Source organism: Nonomuraea fuscirosea (assembly GCF_003001935.1).
Classification (GTDB): domain Bacteria; phylum Actinomycetota; class Actinomycetes; order Streptosporangiales; family Streptosporangiaceae; genus Nonomuraea; species Nonomuraea fuscirosea.
Map to the genome: position 1 here is coordinate 1 of NZ_PVNG01000053.1, position 19,758 is coordinate 19,758.

Sequence of the window (19,758 nt, forward strand, 5' to 3'; positions counted from 1 at the left end):
TCCATGGTCCCGATCGTCGCGCTGGCGGTGGCCGGTGCGAGCCAGAACTTCCCGTTCGGAGGGACGAGCATTCTGATCATGGTAGGCGTCGGCCTGGACACGGTGAAGCAGATCGAGAGCCAGCTGCAGCAGCGTAACTACGAAGGTTTCCTGCGGTAGGGTCGTGCCCGCCTTCCTGCCTCTTTCGTTGCCGCCGGTCCATTGGATGCCGCTGGCGTTGTGGACGTCCTGGCGCTGCGGCGGTGTCGCTGGAGGTGGCCGGGGCTGAAGGACGGATACCCGGTGACCTGCCGGACAACTCATTACCGACCGGTGGGAGGCGCGCTCGATCAGGATCATGGCGTGCTGATGGTGAACAGCGTGAGCTGCAGGTGGCTCGGTAAGGTCGTGGGCGGTGGACGGTCCGGCCGGTGCTCGCCGCGCGTCAACGCGGTCTGCGGACGCTCCGCGGATCGGCGCGCCAGGGAGCGCCCGGAGGCGCCGGTTGGACAGCGTTTCGCGTGGGTAACGCTCGAGAGTTACACCTCCTGCCTGAGCTGGATGATCTGGAGGTAATTCCCGTCGGGGTCCACGAACGTCCCAAAGCGACCGATAGGACGGTCCTCGATGGGGCCGAGCCAGTTCACGCCGGCTGCCCGCAGTTGCGCTTCAATGGCGTCGAAGTCGTCGACGTGAAAGTTGAGGATCATCCGGCCCGGCTCGTTGTTCTTCGTGTCGACGTCGTCGCGCTGGTCGATGACCAGCAGGAAGCCGCCGAGATCGATTGCCCCTTCGCCCTCTTGTTCCGGTGTGAGCGCCTTGCGGTACCAGTCACGCAGTTCCGCGGGCCGGGTGGTGCCAAGCAGGATGCTGCCGGGCCTCAACGTGGTCATCTTTGTGGTCTCCTTGTGGTTGATCTCCTCACGGCGCCCTCGCAAGGGGAGCGCTGTGATGCACCCAGACGGACGATCGGTCCCGTCCGATGGCTGAGGCGGCCCTGCACCACCGCGGCCTTGACGCAAGGTCAGCATGTTTCCCTATATGGGGGCATACGTGCAGAGGTGTCAGCAGGTCATGCCACTACGCGAAGGGATTGTCGTTGGCAGCGAGCGCGGGAAGGAGGGTGGATTCGAGCATGCTGTAGAGGTGCCGTTGGAACATGGGACCGAAGGTGATCCTGGCCACGCCGAAAGAGGCGAGGTCGGCCAGGGAATGGGCGCCGCGGCCGTAGGCCACGTTGAGAGGGCCGGGTATACCTCCGACAAGAGTCCTGATCAGGGAAGGGTCGCCCACGCCAAGTGGATAGACGCAGTCCGCGCCGGCCTCGAGATAGCGCTTGCCGCGCTCCAGGGTGGTGGCCAGCTGTTCCTCCGGGGTTCCCACGCGGCGCAGGAACGCATCCGTACGCGCGTTGATGACCAGGTCCACGTTGGAGGACCGAGCTGCCTGGCGGACGGCAGCAAGGAACTCCGCCTGCTCGTCGACGCTCAGCAGCTGCCCGCTGGCCGGGTCTGAGTCCTCCAGGTTGAGTCCTACCGCTCCGGTCGCGGCGAATCGCTCGACCAGCTCGGTCGGCTCCAGCCCGTATCCGCGTTCGAAGTCCACGGTCACCGGCACCCGCACCGCCTGCACCATCCGCCGCGCCGCGTCCAGGATGTCCTGTACCGGAGCCGCCTCCCCGTCCTCGAAGCCGAGGACCTGGGAGGTCGCGGCGCTGCTCGTGGCTACCGCGGAGAAGCCCGCGGCCTCCACCATCCGGGCTGAGGCGGCGTCCCACGCGTTGGGGATCACCACGGGTGCGCCCATCACGTGCAGTGCGCGCAACATCGTGGCCTTATCCGGCGCCGGCGTGGTCGCAGCGCGCTGGTCGGCGGCTCCGGTGGTGCCGGCTATGCTCGAAAGCCCTTGCCGGGCGTCCGAGACGATCGGGACGGTGGGGGAGCCTTCAACGCTGGTGTTCCTGCTGAGCGAATCGCTCATCTCGTTCTTCCTCTCGGGGGTGGACGCGTAGGGGATCGGCGGTCGCGGCGCGCGGTCACGGCGGCGCCACGAGGATGGGTGTGCGGGCGACGAGAACAGCGCCGGAGCCGGCTCGTCTCCGCCACCGCGGCATCTCCTAGGATGAACGGGACGAGCACACCGATCGATGGTCGGCTCGCCGAACCTGATGGTCGGCGTCTGCGAAGCATAAGCGATCATGGACGCGCTCATCTGCGAGGACGGGGGCCCGCGAGCCGGCGGTGATCAGGTCCGGTACGCCGATGATGAGCAGCTTCGCACCGTGCATCACGGATCGGCTCGCCAGGCGTCGGCTCGATGACGCCTGCTGGCTGCTCATGGAAAGGGGTCCTTGTCGTGTGGTGTGGTGTGCGATGGCCGGGTGACCGGGTCGGCGGCACTCGCCTCAAACGAGATGATAGCGTGATGCTAGCTATAGCGCTGTTGCCATGCAAGAACGGGAGACGCATGCTGGGGCGGATGTACGAAGGTCAGGACTGCGCGGCAGCGCGTGCGCTGGAGTTGGTCGGCGAACGCTGGAGCCTGTTGATCATGCGCGACGCGCTCTTTCGGCATTTCACCCGCTACTCCCAGTTCCAGAGCAGCCTCGAGATCGCGCCGAACATTCTGGCCAAGCGCCTCAACACTCTGGTCGAGGCCGGGATCTTCCGTACCCAGGCCCTTGAGTCCCGGCCGACTCACCAGGAATACCTGCTGACCGAGATGGGCCAGGCACTGAAGCCCGTCCTGGTCGCGCTGACGCGATGGGGTGATCAGTGGACCGGCCCGGGACCGGTGGAGTTCGTGCATCATCAGTGCGATACGGAGATCGAGCATGAGATCCGGTGTGCCGCCTGCGGTGACGACGTCGCCTTGGGGGATGTTCAGGTCCGGCTGCGATCACCACAGCTTGCCGAGTAGGCGCCCTGAGGTCGGTCGATCGGCGAGGATGAGATCCGGTGGGTTGCGTCATGCCTTGTCGAGGGTGATTCCGAGCTCGACCATGGCGGGGGAGGGCGGACCACCTTCTGAGCGTTCGGTCTTCCTGCCGGGCACGCGCGGCGCCAGAGTTCGTGGGTCGATCGCTTCGACAGGCGCTCCTGTGCTGTAGAAGCCGTGCGGGTGCTGGTCGCGGTCATGCGGTGCCAGCCAGAACACACGTCGAAGAAAGGTCCCCGAGATAGGCGACCCTTTGGCGGTCGAGCCCAGGATCGCGTAGCCCACCATCCTGCCGTTGCGGTAGTAGGCCGGTTTGCGCCTACGGGTCGGCAGCCGGTCGAGGCATTGGCGGATGTAGTCGAGGTCCTGGATGTCCTCGAGCCACACCAGCTCGATTTCGTGCGTGAGGTCATCGGGTGTGATCGAAGCGCTCACCGCTGCAACCCCTCACCGTCAAGATCGGAGATCAAGCCAAGCCCTGGGTAGAACTTGCGAGAGTTCGACAGGAGCATCTCTCGCGGAGAAGCCATCCCCAAGGTGTCGCGCACGCGTGCTGCGAAGGCGCGAGCCGAAACGGGGGTGGCTCCTTCGTGACCACACCAACGAGTGTAAGCGCTATAGAGGCTCGCTTGCTCGGCCCGTAGAGTCGGATCGAGCTTGCACGCCTCGACGATGAATCGGCCGACGACATCCTCCGTCGCCTCGTAGGCGTCGGTTGCAAGCTGTACGCGTGCCGGTCCCGACAGGTCCTTCTCGCCCCGCAGGTAGCGGCCGGCGCCTTCGATCAACAAGGCCAGGATGCCCGCCCCCTCTTCCTGGACGAGGATGCGCGCGAGGTTGTCGATCTTGCGGTCTTCGGCGACCACCCGCTCGAACGGGATCAACCGAAGCCTGCGCCAGAAGGCGAATCCGCCGGTCGTCACCTCCGGACGATGGTTGCCGAGCAGCCAGAGGTGGTGCGTGGGATTGAAGCTGAAGAAGTCCTGGCGCATCCGGCGGGCCTTGATTTTGTCGCCGCCTGTGAGGAGCTTGACCCGGGCCTCGTCGAAGCGGTCGCCGGGCTTGAGTTCCGAACACACGATGACGCGCCGGCCGTGCAGTTCCGCCAGCTCGGTCGGATGGCTGTCGAAGGTCCTGGCCATCAAGAAGCCAGGCGGCGCCGCGTCCGCGTAATCGCCCAGCAGCTGCAGCATCACCTCGACCAGCACGGACTTGCCGTTCTTGCCCTGCCCGTACAGGAAGGGCATCACCTGGGCGCCGACATCGCCGGTGATCGAGTAGCCCAGGAGTACGTGCAGGAAGTCGATCGTCTGGCGTCCTTCTTCGTCGCTGCCGAAGGTGTCCTCGAGGAATCGCTGCCACCGGGGCGTGACCATTCGCCGGGGAGAGACCGTGGTGGAACGCGAGTGCGCCTGCTGGAGTGGATCTGGAGGCGAGAGGACACCAGTGCGCAGGTCCACGACCCCCGCCGGGGTGCACAGCGCATAGGGATCGGCGTCGAGCCGGGACGGCTCCAGGACCATACCTGGAGCGGCCTTGGCCTGCGCCAGCAGCGCGGTCATCCCCGTGGTGGACAGCGCGCGCCGGCGATGTCGCCGCAACTCGGCGGCACTGTATCGGCCTTGGGGATCGAAGACGGCGAGCTGCTCCGCCATCTCGCCGGCGGCCCACATGACGGCGTCGCTCTCGTCGAGCACCCACCGATGGTGTGCCCAACGGAACCAGCCCATCCCAGGGACGTACCGGAAGTCGCGTCCATAGAGATGCACGAACAGCTTGGCGTTGCCCCGATCGGTCAGGCTGTCAGGCAGGAGTCCCTCACCGCCGACGCGGGCAGGCTGATCTCGGCGGTCGGGAGGAAGCGGCTCGAGACCCGCCGCCTCGGACAGGTCGAGGATCTGCTGGGCGGTGGCGACCGGAACGAACGAGTCCCGGTCTTCGGGCGGGCTCATAGCCGGTCCTGGGGATGGAACGGGCGACGCTGCCCCGCGGCCAGGCCGGAGCCGATGATGCGCTCGAATCGTCGTTCCTGGCCGGGGCGGGCGTGCTGCGCGGCCCGAATGAGCACGGCGAGAGCGGCGTCGTGCGTGAGATAGCCCGCGGCGACGAGCCCGCCGGCCGTGTAGGCGGCCCGGTTGAGCTTCGCGCTGAAGCCGGCGCCTTCCGGCACCAGGTGACAGGCCTCCACATCCGCGATGAGGCGTCGTAACGTACGGTCACCCACGGTGCCCGCGCCGCCGGCGGCCTCCAATACGGCCAGGCGGGCGCGTGGTGGCACGGCAGGTGTCTGCGGCGCGGCCTCTCGGGAGACCAGGTGCCCCGTCCTGACCAGTTCGCGGCGCAGCCATGCGGGCAGGGGAGCGGGCTCTGGACACGCGCCGACGGTGATGTAGGAGCCGTCCTTCGTACGTGTGCCTGGCGCGATGATGTATCCGCCCGCAGCGCGCACATCGACCTGCCAGGCCAGCCCGCGACCGGATCCCGACCCGGTGGAGCACAGGTAGGTTTCGCCTGGAGCCGCCCGGTACCACACGTGCATCCCTCCCGAGGGGGTGCGGACCCGCAGGGTGGATTCGTCGTCGGCGGGACTCGGCTCGTCGCGCAGCGCGGCGAGGAGAGCGAGGGTGTGGAATCCGTTGGCCAACCCGGACAGGTCGACCCGGGGATCGATGCTGATGCCGGGCAAGAGGCGCCCACGCTCGGGGACAGGAGTGAGATGGGCGTCGATGTCGATCACAACCAGGCGGGCCGGCCCGCAGGCCACCCCCACCCCGAAGCCCGGGGTGTGGGTCCACCACGAGGTGATGAGTTCTTCATCGAGCGTGGCCGCGAGGAATCCGTGACACCAGCGGCCCTGCTTCAGGCAGGGGCACCCCTGTGTCGTGTGACCCCGCTCGCCGCACGACGAGCAGTTAGCCACAGGTGTCTTCGCGCCCGGCCGTAGCGGATGCACCGGCCATGACTGACCGGCGCACCATAGCGCGATGGCCAGCGGGCGGGGGAGAGGGGGCGCCGCGTGGTGACCGTGGTAATCGGAATGCAGCGTCACGTCTTCCTTCCCTGCCTCTGCTGATGTCGGCTGAGTCGCTGTCCGAGGAACATCGCCCTGATGGCTGGCCCGCTTCCCTGCGAAGTGACCGTAGCGACTGAAGCGACTGAAGTTTCGTCTGGCGTCAAAGCCTATCCGACGGCCCACCTCGGAGGGCGGTTCGTCGGGATGGCCCGCGGCAGCGACTCAAGAAACCGTTCACCCTGGAGCGCTCCTGTCGCTGCTTCCCTTCGGGAGATCAGTCCTAGCTCAAGGGGCATTCTGCCGTGTCACGAGCGACTGAAGCGACCAAAGCCGGCCATCGACGATTCTGGGAAGGCGGTGGGAACGGAAGGTTCTGCTGAAGTCGCGTCGCTTCAGTCTCTCCCGGTGTCCCGTCGGGTGCTGACCTGCCCCTTCAGCAGCTACTCAGCGACAGCGATTCAGCGATGGGGTTGCGGGCTCGCGTTGCGGTCCGAGACCGGGCCGCTGCTTTCGGTCGGCGAACGTGAGTGCTGCCCGGAACGGCCGGGGAAAGGTGCGGCTCACCGGGCTCATCTTTGGGAAAACAGCGACCGAAGCGACTGAAATCCGACATTGGCGTTGCGATGGCACGCCAAAGCGCACGATCGGCGCCTCTTTTCGGCAACTTCAGTCGCTTCAGTCGCTGTGCCGTCGCGTAGAAGACGATCGGATGCTGTCGGCGGTGGCCTGTTCCGCGCGTCAACGGGAGGCTGGGGTACCTCCGGCAAGGCTGGGACAGCGCCCGCCGGGTGAACGATCTAGGTACTCATCCTCTCCCTTCCGGAACGGAGCCGATCGGAGGGAGGCGTGGACAGGTGGCCGACGCGGCTTCGACCGTGCTCGACAACACGGGGCTTCATGTCTTCTCGCGCGACCGTAGATCGCTGTCGCATTGCCGTCCTCCATCCCTTGCAAACGTCGATTGGCGGGCATCCTCACAGATAGAGACCACAGCCGGGGCGGAAAGGCATCGGTGGCGTGACCTACACATTCCATGGGAAGAGCCAGCGCTCGTCCGTGGAATCGCGGCCGGTCCGCCGTTGAAGCGATCGGTCGCGCCGCTACGGAGCCGCCCCGATTCTTTTGCCGATCGTGGGCGGTCTCCATAGCGAGGGCCGGGTCATCCGTGTCGAGCCCGAAAGGGCCCGCCGTGAGCGCAGGCGGGTGATGGCTTCTCGAGCTCAAACGACCGAGCGAGGTGCGCTCTATCAGCGTTACCGCACCAGAATCGCACATCATGCAACGGAGACACGATCGCCGTGAAAGACCTATCGATCTTCGCGACGTCAGCCGCCCAATCAGGATCGAAGGCCGGCTTCAACCCTGATCCGCCTGCCCCTGCCGTTCCGCGCCGGCTCGATTTCACCAAGGCTGGCGTCGCGCGCGTCTACGACTATCTCCGGAACGGCCAGGACAATTTCGCGGTGGATCGCGCGGCCGCCACGGCCTTGCTCAAACAGGCACCCGATCTGAAAAAGTCGGTCCGTGACAACAGGGAGTTCCTGACGTGGGCGGTAGAGTACCTGACCACGCGAGGAGTCAGCCTCTTCCTGGACCTCGGCTGCGGGCTTCCCGCCGACCAGAACATCTACGAGATCGCGGCGCGCCTGACACCGCGGGCGCGCGTCGCGTACGTGGACAACGACCCCATGGTCGCCATCCACGGGCGGGCGCTACTCGATATTGGGGAGGCCACCACGATGATCGAGGCGGACATACGCGACCCAGGTAAGATCCTCGGCGATCCGTATGTCGCGTCGATGCTCCGCCGGAACGAGCCGATGGCGGTGCTGGCCGCGGACGTGTTCCCCTTCGTGGAGGAGGCCGACGATCCCGCCGCCATCCTGGCCCAACTCGCCGCAGCCCTGCCCGAGGGAAGCGTGATGGTGCACTCCCACCTCAGCTCCGACGGCCTCGACCGTCGTCAAATCATGGCGATCGAGGAGGTATACGCAGGCACGTCGGCCCGCGTGACGCTGCGCTCCTCCGAGCAGATCCGAGGTCTCCTCAATGACCGGTGGGAGATCATCGCCCCGGGCGTGACTGAGGTGAGCCGGTGGATCGAGGACCCCCCTCCGCCGGGTGAGCGATCGAGGAGCGTGAAGTATGTAGGGGGCATCGTTCGGCTGCGTCCACTATGACTGTGGGTGACTCCCCGCCGAGCGGTGGCCCGCGCGGTCGTGTGGGGTGGATGGTTTCTGGTGGAGGGGAGGTGCCTGGGCGGGCATCTCGGCTGGTGAAGACGGCCGCCCAGGGACTTTCAAGTGGCTGGCGTCAGGCGAGGCCGAGCTTGGGGCGTACCCATTCGGCCAGCTTCTTGATCGCCTCGTCGGCGGCCGGGGCGCGTCCGGCGCCCATGTGCCAGGTGTGCTGCTGGCCTTCGAAGGTCTCTAGCTTGACCTCCGCGCCCTGCTTTTCGGCGAGTTCGGCGAGCCTGTAGCTGTCATCGACGACCATCTCGGTGCTGCCGCGCCGATACGGCCTACTCCTCGCGCCCGATCCGGCAGCACCTCCGCGCACGGGGGATCCGCTGCACTTCCCCGAGCCAGCTGACCGGATCGGCGCCCCGGCGGGATCCGCAGTGGTCGGCCTCCAGTCTTCGACCCTGTCGGCTACCGCGCCCGCTCCGCCGTCGAGTGCGGCATTAACCGGCTCAAACGGCACCGCGGCATCGCCACCCGGTGCGACAAGCTCGCCGTCCGCTACGAAGCCACCATTCACATCGCTCCAGCACCAGGCGGAACTGCGGGCCGTCTCCAGCCTGACCGGCAATGAGGACGAAGGACAACGGACGGCATCGCCGGTCGGCCGGCACCTTGCTGCTCAGCCCGCCCCCGTGAGCCATCAAGCTTGGCCGCCTTCAACGGGAACCTGTGCCGGTGCCGCACCCTCCGTCGCCCGTCCCCGTCTTCGCCGGGGTCGACGTCGCGAGCGTTTTGCCCCTTGGCGTAGTCCCTCTTTCTACTCTGCCGCTGGGCGGGCTTGGCGCGCCGCCACGTGGGCCGGCTGCTGAGGCTTTCCAGCCCGGCCCGGCGCATGAGCCGTTCCACGGCGCCGTGGCTGACCTTGACCTGGTGGCCAAGGGTCGGTTCGGCGCGCACCCGGCGCGGCCCTAATGCTGTGTGAGTCCTGGTGGATTTGCCGGATCAGATCGGTCAGCCAGGCGTGCCGGATGGCCTGCGGCGAGGGCGGCCGATCCTGCCAGGTGTAGTAGCCGGACACCGGCACCTTCAGGACGCGGAAGGCAGCCTCGACCGGGATGCCTTCGCCCGCCATGCACACACGCCGCACTACCGAAGGCACACCCACGAAGAGATCATCCGCGGTCTCAGACGCTCCATCGCCTGCGAGCTGTTCAAGATCCTCACCAGCCAGAAGACGACGACCCACGACCTCCTGGCTTCCACGTGACGACCAGGGGAGCGGTGGTGCGGTTCACTCACTACGGTCGAGAACACCTTGATGTGTGCGATTCCTTTTGTTCGTCACAAGGTCTGTATTGATATGCCGATCGACTACGCTATCCGGCTGCTGGGCGCGGCCATCGACTACGCCTATGAATGCGTGACCCCTGTGCGGTCGCAGGACCTGCCGAAGCCGACGTCCTGCGCGGGTGGAGATGTCGAGGCGCTGCTGTGGCACCTGAACGACTCCCTTGAACTCCTCTACCAGGGCCTCACCGCAGCGGTGATCGGCTGGGAGCCGGTCATTCAGGAGGGAGACGACCCCATTGCCTTTTTCCACGCCTGCACGCGCAGGGTGCGGGTCGTGGCCGCAACGAGCGGGCGCCCGGACAGTCCTATCGCGATCGGTGATCGTTACTTGCCCCGGGGTCTCCTCCTCGCCGTGGGCACGGTGGAGGTCACCGTCCACGCCTGGGACATCGCCTGGTCCTGTAGGCGCGACCGGCCCGTTCCGCCGCCGCTGGCCGCCGGGGTCCTAGAGCTCCTGCCTCTGGTCTTGACCACCCGTACCAGCCACTTGCAGCATGGCCCGCCCTTACCTGTACCCGATGGAGCCGGCCCGGGCGACCGACTTATCGCACGGTTGGGGCGAAGTGTCTCGTCATGACATCATGACAGAGCGCTTGGTACGTCGAACCAAGGAAGCAGATTCTCCTTGCCGAATACGGTGATTCGACTGATGCCGCCCGAGGTGACGGTGAGAACAGCAAGGCCGAATGCCTCGTAGGTGCCATCGTCACGGCGTAGGTAGGCGGCCGCGGCGGGTTGCCCGTTGGCGCGGACGGGAAGCATTCGCCAGGTTCCGGGAGAGCCCACTACGCAGGCGAGGTAACGCAGGCAGGTATCCATCCCGGAGAACCAAGTGGAGGAGCCAACCATCTCCAGCGCGGCGTCTTGGCGCAAGGCCCGCTCCAGAGCCTCCAGATCCGCCTTCTCGAAGGCGTTCATGTACTGCTCCAAGAGGTCCTGGATATCCCGCTCGGCGAGGTCCTCCTGTGCGGTGTCGACATTGGCCAGGGCCGCGCGAGCGCGCTGCAACGTGCTCTTGACCGCGGCCACGGAGGTTTCCAGCATGACCGCCACGTTCGCGGCAGGAAATTCCAGCACCTCGCGCAGCAGGTAGACCGCCCGCTGCCGCGGCGTCAGCTTCTGGAGGCTGGCAATCAGCGCGAGGCGCAGTTGTTCCCGCGAGGTGACAATGGAGGCGGGATCGCCTGGGCCGGACGTGACCATTATGTCGGGGATTGGCTGCAACCAGAGCACGTTTCCGCTTGCCGCTTCGAGCGAGGCAGCGGGGTCGTCACTCGCTGGCCCGAGGCCGGAGGGCAGAGGACGCCGGCTGCGTTGATTCCGCTCGTTCAGGCAGGCGTTGGTGGCGATTGTGTAGAGCCAGGTGCGTATGGACGAGCGGCCTTCGAATTTCTCAAAGCCGCGCCAGGCGCGCAGGTAGGTCTCCTGCACCAGGTCTTCAGCCTCGTCCACCGAGCCCACCATGCGGTAACAGTGCGCCAGCAGCTCGCGACGGTATGGCTCCGCGAGCGTGGCGAACTCCTCGATCGTGCTCACTATGGTCCTCTCCCGCCCACTGTGTCGACTCTCGCTGAGCCGCACCAATGAGGACCATCCAGGGAGGCAAAAGGAATCGCTGCCGAGCGGTCAAGACTGCTGCGCAGGCGGCAAGCAAGGGCAGAGGGCGGGGACGGCCAATTCCGTCGGCGGCCCCAGTGTTGAGCGACAGGAGAGTGTCAGTGCGCCGCGACATTAACGTCAGTAGCAGAGTGTGATCTGACAGGTGGACGGAGAGTCTCGATGAAGAGCGGTACCGAGGGCATCACTCTGGCTAACTGGGCGGCCAAGGTGGGTCGCTCGGAGAAGTACATCCGCAACTTCTGGCGTCCCCGGGACGGCTTTCCCGCCCTGATCGGGCGACAGCCGACCCCGCACACCACCGGCCCAGACGGCGGTGAAGACACCGTATCGGCTGCGTTGCTCTGGGGTGAGGAAACCTGACCGGCATGGGGGCCTCCAGGCATGCCAGGGCGCCCTCGCCGAGCACGGCGGGGGCCCCGTGGATATCGGCAGCGGTCAAGTCAGATGATCAACGCAACCGGATACGTGGGGAGTTGTGTCAGTACCACGCCGGTCATGATCACCGTCCTCCAGCTCATGACGGACGTCGACGGCCGCCCCGGCGTGTCGCTGCCCGACGAGCCCATCGAGGCCGTCATCTCGGAGGACGACGTGGTGGTCATCGGGCGCCTCACGCGCATTCCCGTCCTGCGCCCTCATCGAACCCTGAGCAGTTCGTATACGGCGGCGAAGCTGTCGTCGCCATGCCCGTCGGCCGATCGCCGGTCGAGCAGTTCCTTCAGCGGCCGGTGCAGGGCTGGGTCGACGCCGCGCTCGCCGCTGAGAGCGATCAGGGCGTCCACTGCGGGCCTATTCAGGTCGATGGTCGAGGCCGCGTCTCCGTACCGGCCCGATCCCGCCTGCCCGGCCAGCTCGGGCAGGAACGCCGCCATGCCCCGCAGCCAGGCGGCCGCCGCCGGCGCCAGCGTCTCGGGATCGGTGCCAAAGGTCTCCAGCAGCGCGGCGGCGTGCAGAAATCCGGTGAGCGCGGCGTACCCGGTGCCGAGGACCGCCAGGCTGTGGATCTCCGCCGCGGCCGGGTCGGCGCCCACGTGATGGGCGATGGCCATCACCTCCAGCGCCGTGCGATGCTCGGCATACGCGCGCTCCGGCCCGCTGTAGAAGAAGAACGCCTCCGGCGTGGCGACCGTGTGCGGCAGGGCCATCATGGCGCCGTCCAGGTAGTCGGCGTCGTACCCCGCCGCCCAGGCGGCCAGGTCGCCGGCCTGCTGGGGGGTGCCATTGGCGAGGCCGACCACTGTACGACCGGCCAGGGAGGGCGCGGCGGGCTCCAGAGCCTGCCGTATCGCGCCAGGGTCGAGCAGTGGCACGATCAGCAGGGGGCCGGCCTCGACGGCGGCGGTCACGTCGTCGGCGGGTACGGCTCCCTCGGCGGTCAGGACATCGGCCTTGGCGCCGGTGCGGTTCCACACGGTGGTGCGGTAGCCGGCGGCCAGGAAGGCGCGGGCGATGGCCGTACCCATCCGGCCCAGGCCGAGGACCGTTACGCGCGGCGCGTCGCGCTCAGTCACGCCGCACCTTCCTTGGACAGGGCCTGGGCGGTGCTCGCGATGCCGTCCGCGCCGTGGCCGCCGATGACGGCCAGCTCCAGCAGCCCCCTGAACAGCTCCGGTATGTCCGTGCGCACGCCGGCGGCGGCGCTGGCGTGGACGAGGTGGTCCATCGCGGCGGCGTGCACGTTCACCGTGCCGTCGTCGTCCGGATAGCGGCCCTCCTCGATCTGGCGGGCGTGCTCGGTCAGGAGCGAGGTCACGAACGGCATGTGGCCCGCCGCCGCCTGCGCGAACGCGGTGGGGGCGACGCCTTCCGCGGCGACCAGGGCCACCGCGTGGTAGAAGCCCGCCAGCGCTCCCCACGCCAGGCCGAACAGGGCACCGTCGTACACCGAGGCCAGCCCCGGATCCGCGCCGAGGTGCACGACGTTGCCCAGGCTCGCCAGCGCCGCCCGGTGCGCGGCGAAGGCGCCGGCGTCACCGCTCAGCACGAACAGCGCCTCGGGCCGGCCGACCAGCTGCGTGCCGCTCATCGCCGCGCCGTCCAGGTAGCCTGCGCCGTGACCGCTCAGCCAGGCGGACATCTCGCGGGCGGTTTCGGGCGTGCCGGAGGTGAGGTTCACCACGGTCTTGCCGCGCAACTCCTCCCGTACGGGATCCAGCACTTCGCGGACGGCGCCGTAGGACGTCAGGCACACGACCACCAGTGGGGCGGCGGCCGCCTCCGCGATCGTCGCCGCGGCCGTCGCCCCCTGCGCGGCCAGCGCGTCCGCCTTGGCCCGCGTCCTGTTCCACACCACCGTCTGATATCCGGCGGCCAGGAACGCCTGAGCCAGCCGGGTGCCCATCTGCCCCAGTCCGATCACCGATACGTTCATGCGAGAACTCCTTGCCTGTTGTCCTGCTGTCGGTGATCACTCTGCGCGACGGCGTTGCCGGGGCTCTGTCGGGGTGCTGTCGATCTTCTGTCGGCCGCTGGGTAGCGTTGCGGCATGTACTTCGCGTATCTGGGGCCGCTGGCCGTCACCACGTCCGATGGGCGGCCGGTCGCGATCGCGGAGGCCAAGGTCCGCGCTCTGCTGGCGGACCTGCTCGTCCATGCCGGGCGGCCGGTGGCGGCCGACCGGCTGGTGGACGACCTGTGGGGCGAACGCCTGCCGGGCGATCCGTCCGGAGCGCTGCAGACCAAGGTCTCCCGGTTGCGCGGCGCGCTGGGCCGGGCCGAACCCGGGGCCGAGGCGCTGGTGGTGTCCCAGGCGCCGGGATACGCGCTCCGGGCCGGGCCTGATGACGTGGACGCCGGGCGCTTCGCTCAGCTGACGGCCGCCGCATACGCGAGCGACGATCCGCGCGCCCGCGCGGATCTGCTGGCGGACGCGCTGACGTTGTGGCGCGGAGAGGCGTTCGCCGACCTGGCCGACGCCGAGTTCGTCGCCGCCGCCGCAACCCGGCTGCGGGAGCAGCGGCTGATCGCGCTGGAGACGCTGGCCGAGGCCCGGCTGGAGCTGGGGCGACACCTCGACCTGCTGGGAGAGCTGGGAGAGCTGGTGGCGCTCCACCCGCTGCGCGAACGGCTGCGCGCGGTGCAGCTCCGTGCGTTGTACCAGGCGGGGCGGCCGGCCGAGGCACTGGCCGCTTACGCAGAGCTGCGGGAGCGGCTGGCCGACGAGCTCGGCGCCGATCCCGGCCCTGAGCTGACCGCCCTCCATCAGGCGATCCTGGTCCACGATCCGGCGCTGAGCCCGACCCGGCCTCCGGCGACCACGCCGGCCCGCGCCACACCGGCGCCGCTGGCCGAGCTCGTCGGGCGCGACATGGCTGTGGCCGCGGTACGCGAGCTGCTGGCCGGGAACCGGCTGGTGACCTTGACCGGGCTCGGCGGCGTGGGCAAGACCCGGCTGGCGGAGGAGGTGGCCAGACGCGAAGAAGGCGATGGTCGGCTCGGCGAGGTGCGCATCGTGGGGCTGACCAGCGCGGTCGGCGCGGAGGAGCAGGTGAGTGCGGTCCTGGGCGTGCGCGAGGACGCGGCAGTGCGGCTGGAGGACCTGCTGCGGTCCCGCCGGCTGCTGCTGGTGCTCGACAACTGCGAGCCAGTGATCGACTCGGCGGCCGATCTCGTACGCCGGCTGCTGCGCGCCGCTCCGGACCTGCGGGTCCTGGCCACCAGCAGGGAGCCGCTCGGATTGGCCGGAGAGGCGGTGTGGACGGTGCCGCCGCTGTCGCAGGACGACGCCGAGCTCCTGTTCACGACCCGCGCGCAGGCGCTCGCGACCGGGGCGGCCCTGGACCCGCAGTCCGTGGCGTCCATCTGCCGCCGCCTCGACCGTGTCCCGCTCGCCCTGGAGTTGGCCGCCACCCGGGTGCGGGCGTTCGGCGTACGGGGGGTGGCCGCCCGGCTGGACGACCGATTCCGGCTGCTGGCGACCGGCCCGCGCGCCCTGCCGCCCCGCCAGCGGAGCCTGCGCGCTGTGATCGACTGGAGCTGGGACCTGCTGGGCGAGGACGACCGCCGGGTCCTGCGCCGCCTGGCCGTCTTCTCCGGCGGCTGCACGCCCGCGGCCGCCGAGGCGGTGGCCGGCCCGGATTTGGACGTCCTCGACCCGCTCGTACGGCTGGTCGACCACTCGCTGGTCACCGTCACCGACGGCCCGCGCTACCACCTGCCCGAGTCGGTCGGCGCCTATGCCCTCGAACGGCTGGCCGAGGCGGGCGAGACCGAACTCATCGAGATCCGGCACGGCGCGTACTATGCCGGACTGGCTGAGCGGGCCGACCTGCGCGGCCCCGAGCAGTCGCCGCAGCTGACCGTCCTGGACCAGGAGGTCCCCAATCTGCGTGCCGCGCTCCAGCGCGCCATGCGACGGGCCGACGCGACCGGTGCGACGCGGCTGGCCCTCTCACTGACCTGGTACTGGCTGTTGCGCGGCCGGTTCACCGAGGCCCGGCGGTGGCTGGAAGAGACGCTGGCGTCGGCCGGCGGCGTTCCGGCGGAACTGCGCGACGCGGCCGCTGTCTGGCATGCCGGCTTCACGCTCCTGACCGGAGGTGAGGCTCCGGCCGCCGCGCCCGAGAGCGACGACGCGCAGGCCACCTGGTTCCTCGGGTACGCCCTGTTCACCAGCGGCAAGGACCTCGCCGGGAGCGAGGAGTCCATGGCGCGGGCCATGGCCCGCTTCCAGGCCACCGGTGACCGATGGGGAGTCGCGGCCACGCGCGCTGTCCAGACCCGGCAGGCATTCATGCACGGTGACCTGGAAACGGCCCGGGAGTCCGGAGACTCGGCCCACACCTTGTTCGAGGAGTTGGACGACCGCTGGGGGCTGCTGCAGACGACGTACCCGCTCGCGGCCCTGGCCGAGGCCAGCGGCGACTACGAGCGCGCTGCGCGGCTGCACCGAGACGGTCACCGGCTGGCCGAGGAGCTCGGCTTCTGGACCGAGACCGCCGACCGGCTCACCGGACTCGGCCGGATCGCCCTGCTCAACGGCGACTTCCAGGCGGCGCAGGAGCTGCATGGGCAGGCCATGCAGATGGCGGCCGAGCACGGATACGCGGCCGGGGAGATCCATGCCGAGATCGGGCTCGCGCTCGGCGCCCGCAGGGAGGGCAGCCTCGACGAGGCCGAAGCGTGCCTGAGGAGGCTGCTCGCCTGGCATCGCGCGCGCGACTTCGACCCGGGCCCGGCTCTGCTGCTGGCCGAACTCGGCTTCGTGGCCGAGCGCCGCGGTGACGCCCGTACCGCGCTGGAGCTACACCGCGAAGGGCTGGAGGTGGCACGTTCCAGTGGCGATCCGCGGGCACGCGCCCTCGCACTGGAGGGGCTGGCGGGTGCGTACGCGCTGGCAGGAGAGCCGGCACGGGCCGCTCGCCTACTGGGGACGGCGGCCCGGCTTCGCGAATCCACTGGAGCCCCGATGCCGCCGGCCGAACGCGGCGACGTGGACCGCATCACCGCCAGGATCCGTTCTGTCCTGGACGGGGAGGCTTTCGCCACCGAGTTCGCAACCGATGCGCTCGACGGGGATGGCGAGCTCGACGCAGAGACCGGCAGGACTCGTTGAGGACCACTCAGACGAGACCTGCAGCAGACTCACCTCCGTACTGGCGCCCACTTTAAAGAGCAGTGCTCTAGAGGACCTGGACCGGCGGGCCCGGCTGATCCGCGGCAAACCCCGAGAACTCGGCATGCTCGCGGGCCTGCAGGCCGACGCCCACGCGGCGATGTTCGTGGGCTACCACGCCCGCGCCGACGTCGGCCGCGCGGTGCTCGCCCACACCATGGCCGAGGCCAAGTCCTGGACGTGCGCATCAACGGCGCCTCACACGGCGAGATCGGCATCAACGCCCCTGCTGGCCGGCTCCTACGGTGTGCTGTAGGTTCCGCGTTCGGGTGTCACATGGCGAGTCCGTGAGCTGGGCGTCCTTGATCCGTGTTCCGTGTCCCCTTGATCGTCTGGGGCACCCGCCAGGCCGTCACTGGCCGCGTGCGCTTCGGCGACCGTGCAATGCTCGCCCAGGCCTGGCCGTCGCACGCCGCCGCCAGGATCGCCAGGCATGGACCGCCCGGCAGCGCCCCGGCGAGCACGCCGCCGACGTGCCACGCGCTGGAGGGGCTTCATCCTCGACGACCGCCGAGCCGCAGGATGGCGGCCCCATGCCCGGACGACGAGAGTCCCCACTCGGGTCCGTGTCACCGGCCCCAAAGTATCCCTGAGTAATCGCTGTCACGTTCTGTGAGTGCGCGTCTTGGCGGCAATTGATGGGGTCCCGGTAGCGGGTGCTGGTCATAGCCGGCCGAAATTTCCGCTTGCTGTCCGGCCGCTGTTCTCGGAAGTGCTGAGCTGACTGTTCGCCGCGCTCTGGGCCTCTTTCCCAGGAGCCCTCACGCCGAGGGCTCCCCGGAAACACGGCCTTCTCGGAAACTGCTGGCCTGCGGAGACAGTCGGTAGCGGGAATTTCCGGCTGGATATGACCACGACCCCTGCACGCGCTGCTGGACGACAAGGTCGCCGACGCCGAAATCCGCGCCGCGCGACGTCGCCGAGACCACGCCACCTGATCGACCGTCGTTGTCGCCACCGGCGCCTACGCCCGCGCGGCACTCGCGGGCCTCTCGCGCTGACGATCGTCATTCGCCGGACTCGCGGGCACCTGACTTGTTACGTTCCGATCTACGCCGACGCCGACGCCGACGACAAGCTGCTGCTCGACATCAAACGACTTCTACGCCCACGGCACCTTGCGCGACTGGGCGGCCTTCACCCACACCGCCGCCGCGCTGTGCCGCCAGGCTGGCCGCGACCGGCTGGATGACGCGGTGCTGGCCAACGCCTACACCCTGCTCGGCGGCGGCCTGGATGACTGACCGCCGCCTGTGGCCCCACCCGCAGCCCGTCATCGTCGACGATCGGCATCAGATCCGGGCGACGCAGCGCTACCTGCACCGCCTCGGCATGCTCCACAGAACGAACACGCCCTGCCGACGCCTGCTCATCCGCCCCACGCCGGGTGGCGGCGATGAGGTCACCCTCGTGCTGGACGTGCTGGCCGCGCTCGGCAAGAACCCCGAAGGGCTCCGGCGCGACAAGATCGGCGGCACCGGATGGGAGCTGGCCCGCGCCTGGCTGACCGCCACCGACATCACCGACCTGCTCATCGACCGCGCCAACACCCTGCCCACCGACCGCATCGCCGACCCGATCGCGTCGGCCGACGAGCTCGGCATGTGGTTGTGGCTGATCTGGAGCGGAGACGAGCACCTCAGCCCGACGATGAAGCTGATCGTCGACGCCGGTCATCCCGATCACGTGATCCGCCCGCAGGACCTGTTCGACGTGCTGCCGCTCCCGCCACCCGCCCAGCCCGACCATCGCGAGCCGTGGCCCGCCTTACCGGCCGCCGACTTCACCACCTTCCACGCCGCCTGCCGCCGCCACCTGTCCCCGCGCGCCTTCGCCCGCGCCGACGAGCTCTACCGCGCCGCCATCGGCCGCGTCCACACCTGGATGGCCGAGCGCGACCCCCGCCTGTACGACTGGCTCGCCCTGCCCTCCCCGCCGCTGAGCGACATCAGCACCGACCTGATCGGCTGGCTGCGCGACACCCACCTCGGGCCGACCGCCGAAGCCGGCCGCAGCGCTCATCGTGTTACGCGCCACCCAGGCCGCGCTGTTCCGGCACGCCATCCTGCTGCGCTGGACCCCGGCCACCCTCGGCCCTGCCCCCGCCGCCCGGCTGCCCGGCGACCTCACCCCGGCCCGGGCCCGCGACCTGACCACGCTGGCCCCCACCGATCACGTAGCGGCCACCGCGCTGTCCCTACATCTGAAACCTGCCGCCCATAAACTTCGGCTGCTTCCGCTACGGCCACCTCGCCGCCGACGCTTCCCGACTGGCCGCACCCCCATCGCACAGCCACCCGCCACCACCGCAGGGCAAACTCTTCTACACTCCCCACGGCGCCCTCACCACGCTCACCGTCGCCGACAGTGAACTGGCCTGCCAAGGCCCGATCCTCATCCCGCCGCACGCCCGGCACCTGCTCGCCGCCCACCAGGCCCTGCGACACCGCCAGAACGCCGCCGACGACGAGCCGCTCATCCTCAACGACCACGCCCCTGCCCGCAGCCCGGCCGCCGTCCTGCTCGAGCGGACCATCCGCATCTGCGGCCGGCTCAACCTCAACCCGCCCTGGCTGCACCGCGACCCCTGCAAGTACGGCGCCGACCGCGACCTCATCGCCCAGCTGACCTCCCCACCCGTGGGGCGACCCTCATGAAACGTCAGGCGTTCCAGCAACGCGTCGAGCAGGCCGGCCTGTCGCTGTGGGAACTGGGCAACCTGCTCGGAATCCACCCGTACCATCTGCACACCGGCGACGTCCCCGGCCTGACAGCCCTCCCCGCCCGGGTCATCATCGACCTTGCCCGCCGTCTCGATCTGCACCCCGCCGACCTCATCGAGGAACTCGGTCCGCCCACACCGATCCGGAGCACCACCGCGGCCGACACAATGGCCGACAGCGCCCGCCCCGACCTCGACACCGACCTCGACACCGATCTCGACACCGACCTCGACACCGATCTCGACACCGACACCGACACCGACCTCGACACCGACACCGACCTCGACACCGATCTCGACACCGACACCGACACCGACCTCGACACCGACACCGACCTCG

20 protein-coding genes and 1 pseudogene are annotated in these 19,758 nt (G+C 69.0%); 11 read left to right on the plus strand and 10 right to left on the minus strand.

Translation table 11 applies throughout. The features are described from left to right. A pseudogene (locus tag B0I32_RS54895) lies at nucleotides 1–159 on the plus strand (preprotein translocase subunit SecY); the annotation flags it as partial. 359 nt (nucleotides 160–518) lie between these two features. Here the strand turns inward: B0I32_RS54895 and B0I32_RS54900 are convergent. Both B0I32_RS54900 and B0I32_RS54905 read right to left on the minus strand, forming a co-directional pair. Next, the gene (locus B0I32_RS54900; RefSeq protein ID WP_106253359.1) at nucleotides 519–872 is read right to left on the minus strand and encodes a VOC family protein; all 354 of its coding nucleotides are present in this window, start codon (nucleotides 870–872) and stop codon (nucleotides 519–521) included. Nucleotides 873–1,059: 187 nt separating this feature from the next. Next, nucleotides 1,060–1,959, minus strand: coding sequence for an isocitrate lyase/PEP mutase family protein (locus B0I32_RS54905; protein ID WP_245956721.1), 900 nt, complete (start codon nucleotides 1,957–1,959; stop codon nucleotides 1,060–1,062). Between the two features lie 498 nt (nucleotides 1,960–2,457). Between B0I32_RS54905 and B0I32_RS54910 the strand changes: the two genes are divergently transcribed. Beyond that, nucleotides 2,458–2,898 carry a winged helix-turn-helix transcriptional regulator gene (locus B0I32_RS54910; protein WP_181308900.1) on the plus strand — a complete coding sequence of 147 codons (441 nt, stop codon included), beginning with the start codon at nucleotides 2,458–2,460 and terminating at the stop codon, nucleotides 2,896–2,898. Nucleotides 2,899–2,946: 48 nt separating this feature from the next. Here B0I32_RS54910 and B0I32_RS54915 read toward each other — a convergent pair whose 3' ends face one another. From B0I32_RS54915 to B0I32_RS54925, 3 genes are read right to left on the minus strand one after another with little or no spacing between them, the layout of a single operon-like run. After that, the gene (locus tag B0I32_RS54915; protein WP_106253362.1) at nucleotides 2,947–3,351 is read right to left on the minus strand and encodes a DUF6009 family protein; all 405 of its coding nucleotides are present in this window, start codon (nucleotides 3,349–3,351) and stop codon (nucleotides 2,947–2,949) included. Further along, on the minus strand, nucleotides 3,348–4,868 hold the full coding sequence (locus B0I32_RS54920; protein WP_106253363.1) for a DNA primase family protein: 1,521 nt from the start codon (nucleotides 4,866–4,868) through the stop codon (nucleotides 3,348–3,350). The genes B0I32_RS54915 and B0I32_RS54920 overlap by 4 nt, the downstream gene beginning before the upstream one ends. Then, complete coding sequence (locus B0I32_RS54925) at nucleotides 4,865–5,965, minus strand: bifunctional DNA primase/polymerase (protein WP_219912538.1); 1,101 nt, start codon at nucleotides 5,963–5,965, stop codon at nucleotides 4,865–4,867. Before B0I32_RS54925 ends, B0I32_RS54920 begins: the two co-directional genes overlap by 4 nt. Before the next feature lie 1,262 nt (nucleotides 5,966–7,227). On the opposite strand from B0I32_RS54925, the gene B0I32_RS54930 reads away from it, so the two are divergent. After that, entirely contained in the window at nucleotides 7,228–8,109 is an 882-nt protein-coding gene (locus tag B0I32_RS54930; protein ID WP_181308903.1) for an SAM-dependent methyltransferase, read from the plus strand. Between the two features lie 133 nt (nucleotides 8,110–8,242). Here the strand turns inward: B0I32_RS54930 and B0I32_RS54935 are convergent, their stop codons facing one another. Then, complete coding sequence (locus tag B0I32_RS54935) at nucleotides 8,243–8,425, minus strand: alpha/beta hydrolase family protein (protein WP_106253367.1); 183 nt, start codon at nucleotides 8,423–8,425, stop codon at nucleotides 8,243–8,245. Nucleotides 8,426–9,100: 675 nt separating this feature from the next. On the opposite strand from B0I32_RS54935, the gene B0I32_RS54945 reads away from it, so the two are divergent. Continuing rightward, nucleotides 9,101–9,379, plus strand: coding sequence for a hypothetical protein (locus B0I32_RS54945; RefSeq protein WP_106253369.1), 279 nt, complete (start codon nucleotides 9,101–9,103; stop codon nucleotides 9,377–9,379). Nucleotides 9,380–9,472: 93 nt separating this feature from the next. Beyond that, nucleotides 9,473–10,039, plus strand: a complete 567-nt coding sequence (locus B0I32_RS54950; protein ID WP_106253370.1) for a TIGR03086 family metal-binding protein — start codon at nucleotides 9,473–9,475, stop codon at nucleotides 10,037–10,039. A gap of 2 nt (nucleotides 10,040–10,041) precedes the next feature. On the opposite strand, the gene B0I32_RS54955 is transcribed toward B0I32_RS54950, so the two are convergent. Further along, nucleotides 10,042–10,998: a sigma-70 family RNA polymerase sigma factor gene (locus tag B0I32_RS54955; RefSeq protein WP_245956722.1), complete on the minus strand. Its 957-nt coding sequence runs from the start codon at nucleotides 10,996–10,998 to the stop codon at nucleotides 10,042–10,044. Nucleotides 10,999–11,241: 243 nt separating this feature from the next. Between B0I32_RS54955 and B0I32_RS57285 the strand changes: the two genes are divergently transcribed. After that, nucleotides 11,242–11,442: a hypothetical protein gene (locus B0I32_RS57285; RefSeq protein WP_146178748.1), complete on the plus strand. Its 201-nt coding sequence runs from the start codon at nucleotides 11,242–11,244 to the stop codon at nucleotides 11,440–11,442. Between the two features lie 80 nt (nucleotides 11,443–11,522). Here B0I32_RS57285 and B0I32_RS58630 read toward each other — a convergent pair whose 3' ends face one another. From B0I32_RS58630 to B0I32_RS54970, 3 genes are read right to left on the minus strand one after another with little or no spacing between them, the layout of a single operon-like run. Continuing rightward, nucleotides 11,523–11,684, minus strand: coding sequence for a hypothetical protein (locus tag B0I32_RS58630; RefSeq protein WP_181308905.1), 162 nt, complete (start codon nucleotides 11,682–11,684; stop codon nucleotides 11,523–11,525). 33 nt (nucleotides 11,685–11,717) lie between these two features. Beyond that, on the minus strand, nucleotides 11,718–12,593 hold the full coding sequence (locus B0I32_RS54965) for an NAD(P)-dependent oxidoreductase (RefSeq protein WP_106253374.1): 876 nt from the start codon (nucleotides 12,591–12,593) through the stop codon (nucleotides 11,718–11,720). Continuing rightward, nucleotides 12,590–13,453, minus strand: coding sequence for an NAD(P)-dependent oxidoreductase (locus B0I32_RS54970; protein ID WP_106253375.1), 864 nt, complete (start codon nucleotides 13,451–13,453; stop codon nucleotides 12,590–12,592). Before B0I32_RS54970 ends, B0I32_RS54965 begins: the two co-directional genes overlap by 4 nt. Nucleotides 13,454–13,567: 114 nt before the next feature. Here B0I32_RS54970 and B0I32_RS54975 point away from each other — a divergent pair, with 114 nt between their 5' ends. The 5 genes from B0I32_RS54975 to B0I32_RS58635 form a co-directional block, all read left to right on the plus strand. Continuing rightward, nucleotides 13,568–16,636, plus strand: a complete 3,069-nt coding sequence (locus B0I32_RS54975) for an AfsR/SARP family transcriptional regulator (protein ID WP_106253377.1) — start codon at nucleotides 13,568–13,570, stop codon at nucleotides 16,634–16,636. Then, nucleotides 16,599–16,952 carry a M55 family metallopeptidase gene (locus B0I32_RS61335; RefSeq protein ID WP_219912539.1) on the plus strand — a complete coding sequence of 118 codons (354 nt, stop codon included), beginning with the start codon at nucleotides 16,599–16,601 and terminating at the stop codon, nucleotides 16,950–16,952. Before B0I32_RS54975 ends, B0I32_RS61335 begins: the two co-directional genes overlap by 38 nt. An 862-nt stretch (nucleotides 16,953–17,814) precedes the next feature. Beyond that, nucleotides 17,815–17,940 (plus strand): hypothetical protein, encoded by a 126-nt coding sequence (locus B0I32_RS61340; protein ID WP_281262698.1) that lies wholly within the window; start codon nucleotides 17,815–17,817, stop codon nucleotides 17,938–17,940. After that, nucleotides 17,933–18,919: a hypothetical protein gene (locus tag B0I32_RS54990; RefSeq protein ID WP_106253378.1), complete on the plus strand. Its 987-nt coding sequence runs from the start codon at nucleotides 17,933–17,935 to the stop codon at nucleotides 18,917–18,919. Before B0I32_RS61340 ends, B0I32_RS54990 begins: the two co-directional genes overlap by 8 nt. A 430-nt stretch (nucleotides 18,920–19,349) precedes the next feature. Next, the coding region (locus B0I32_RS58635; RefSeq protein ID WP_181308907.1) for a hypothetical protein at nucleotides 19,350–19,758 on the plus strand (409 nt) is incomplete at its 3' end.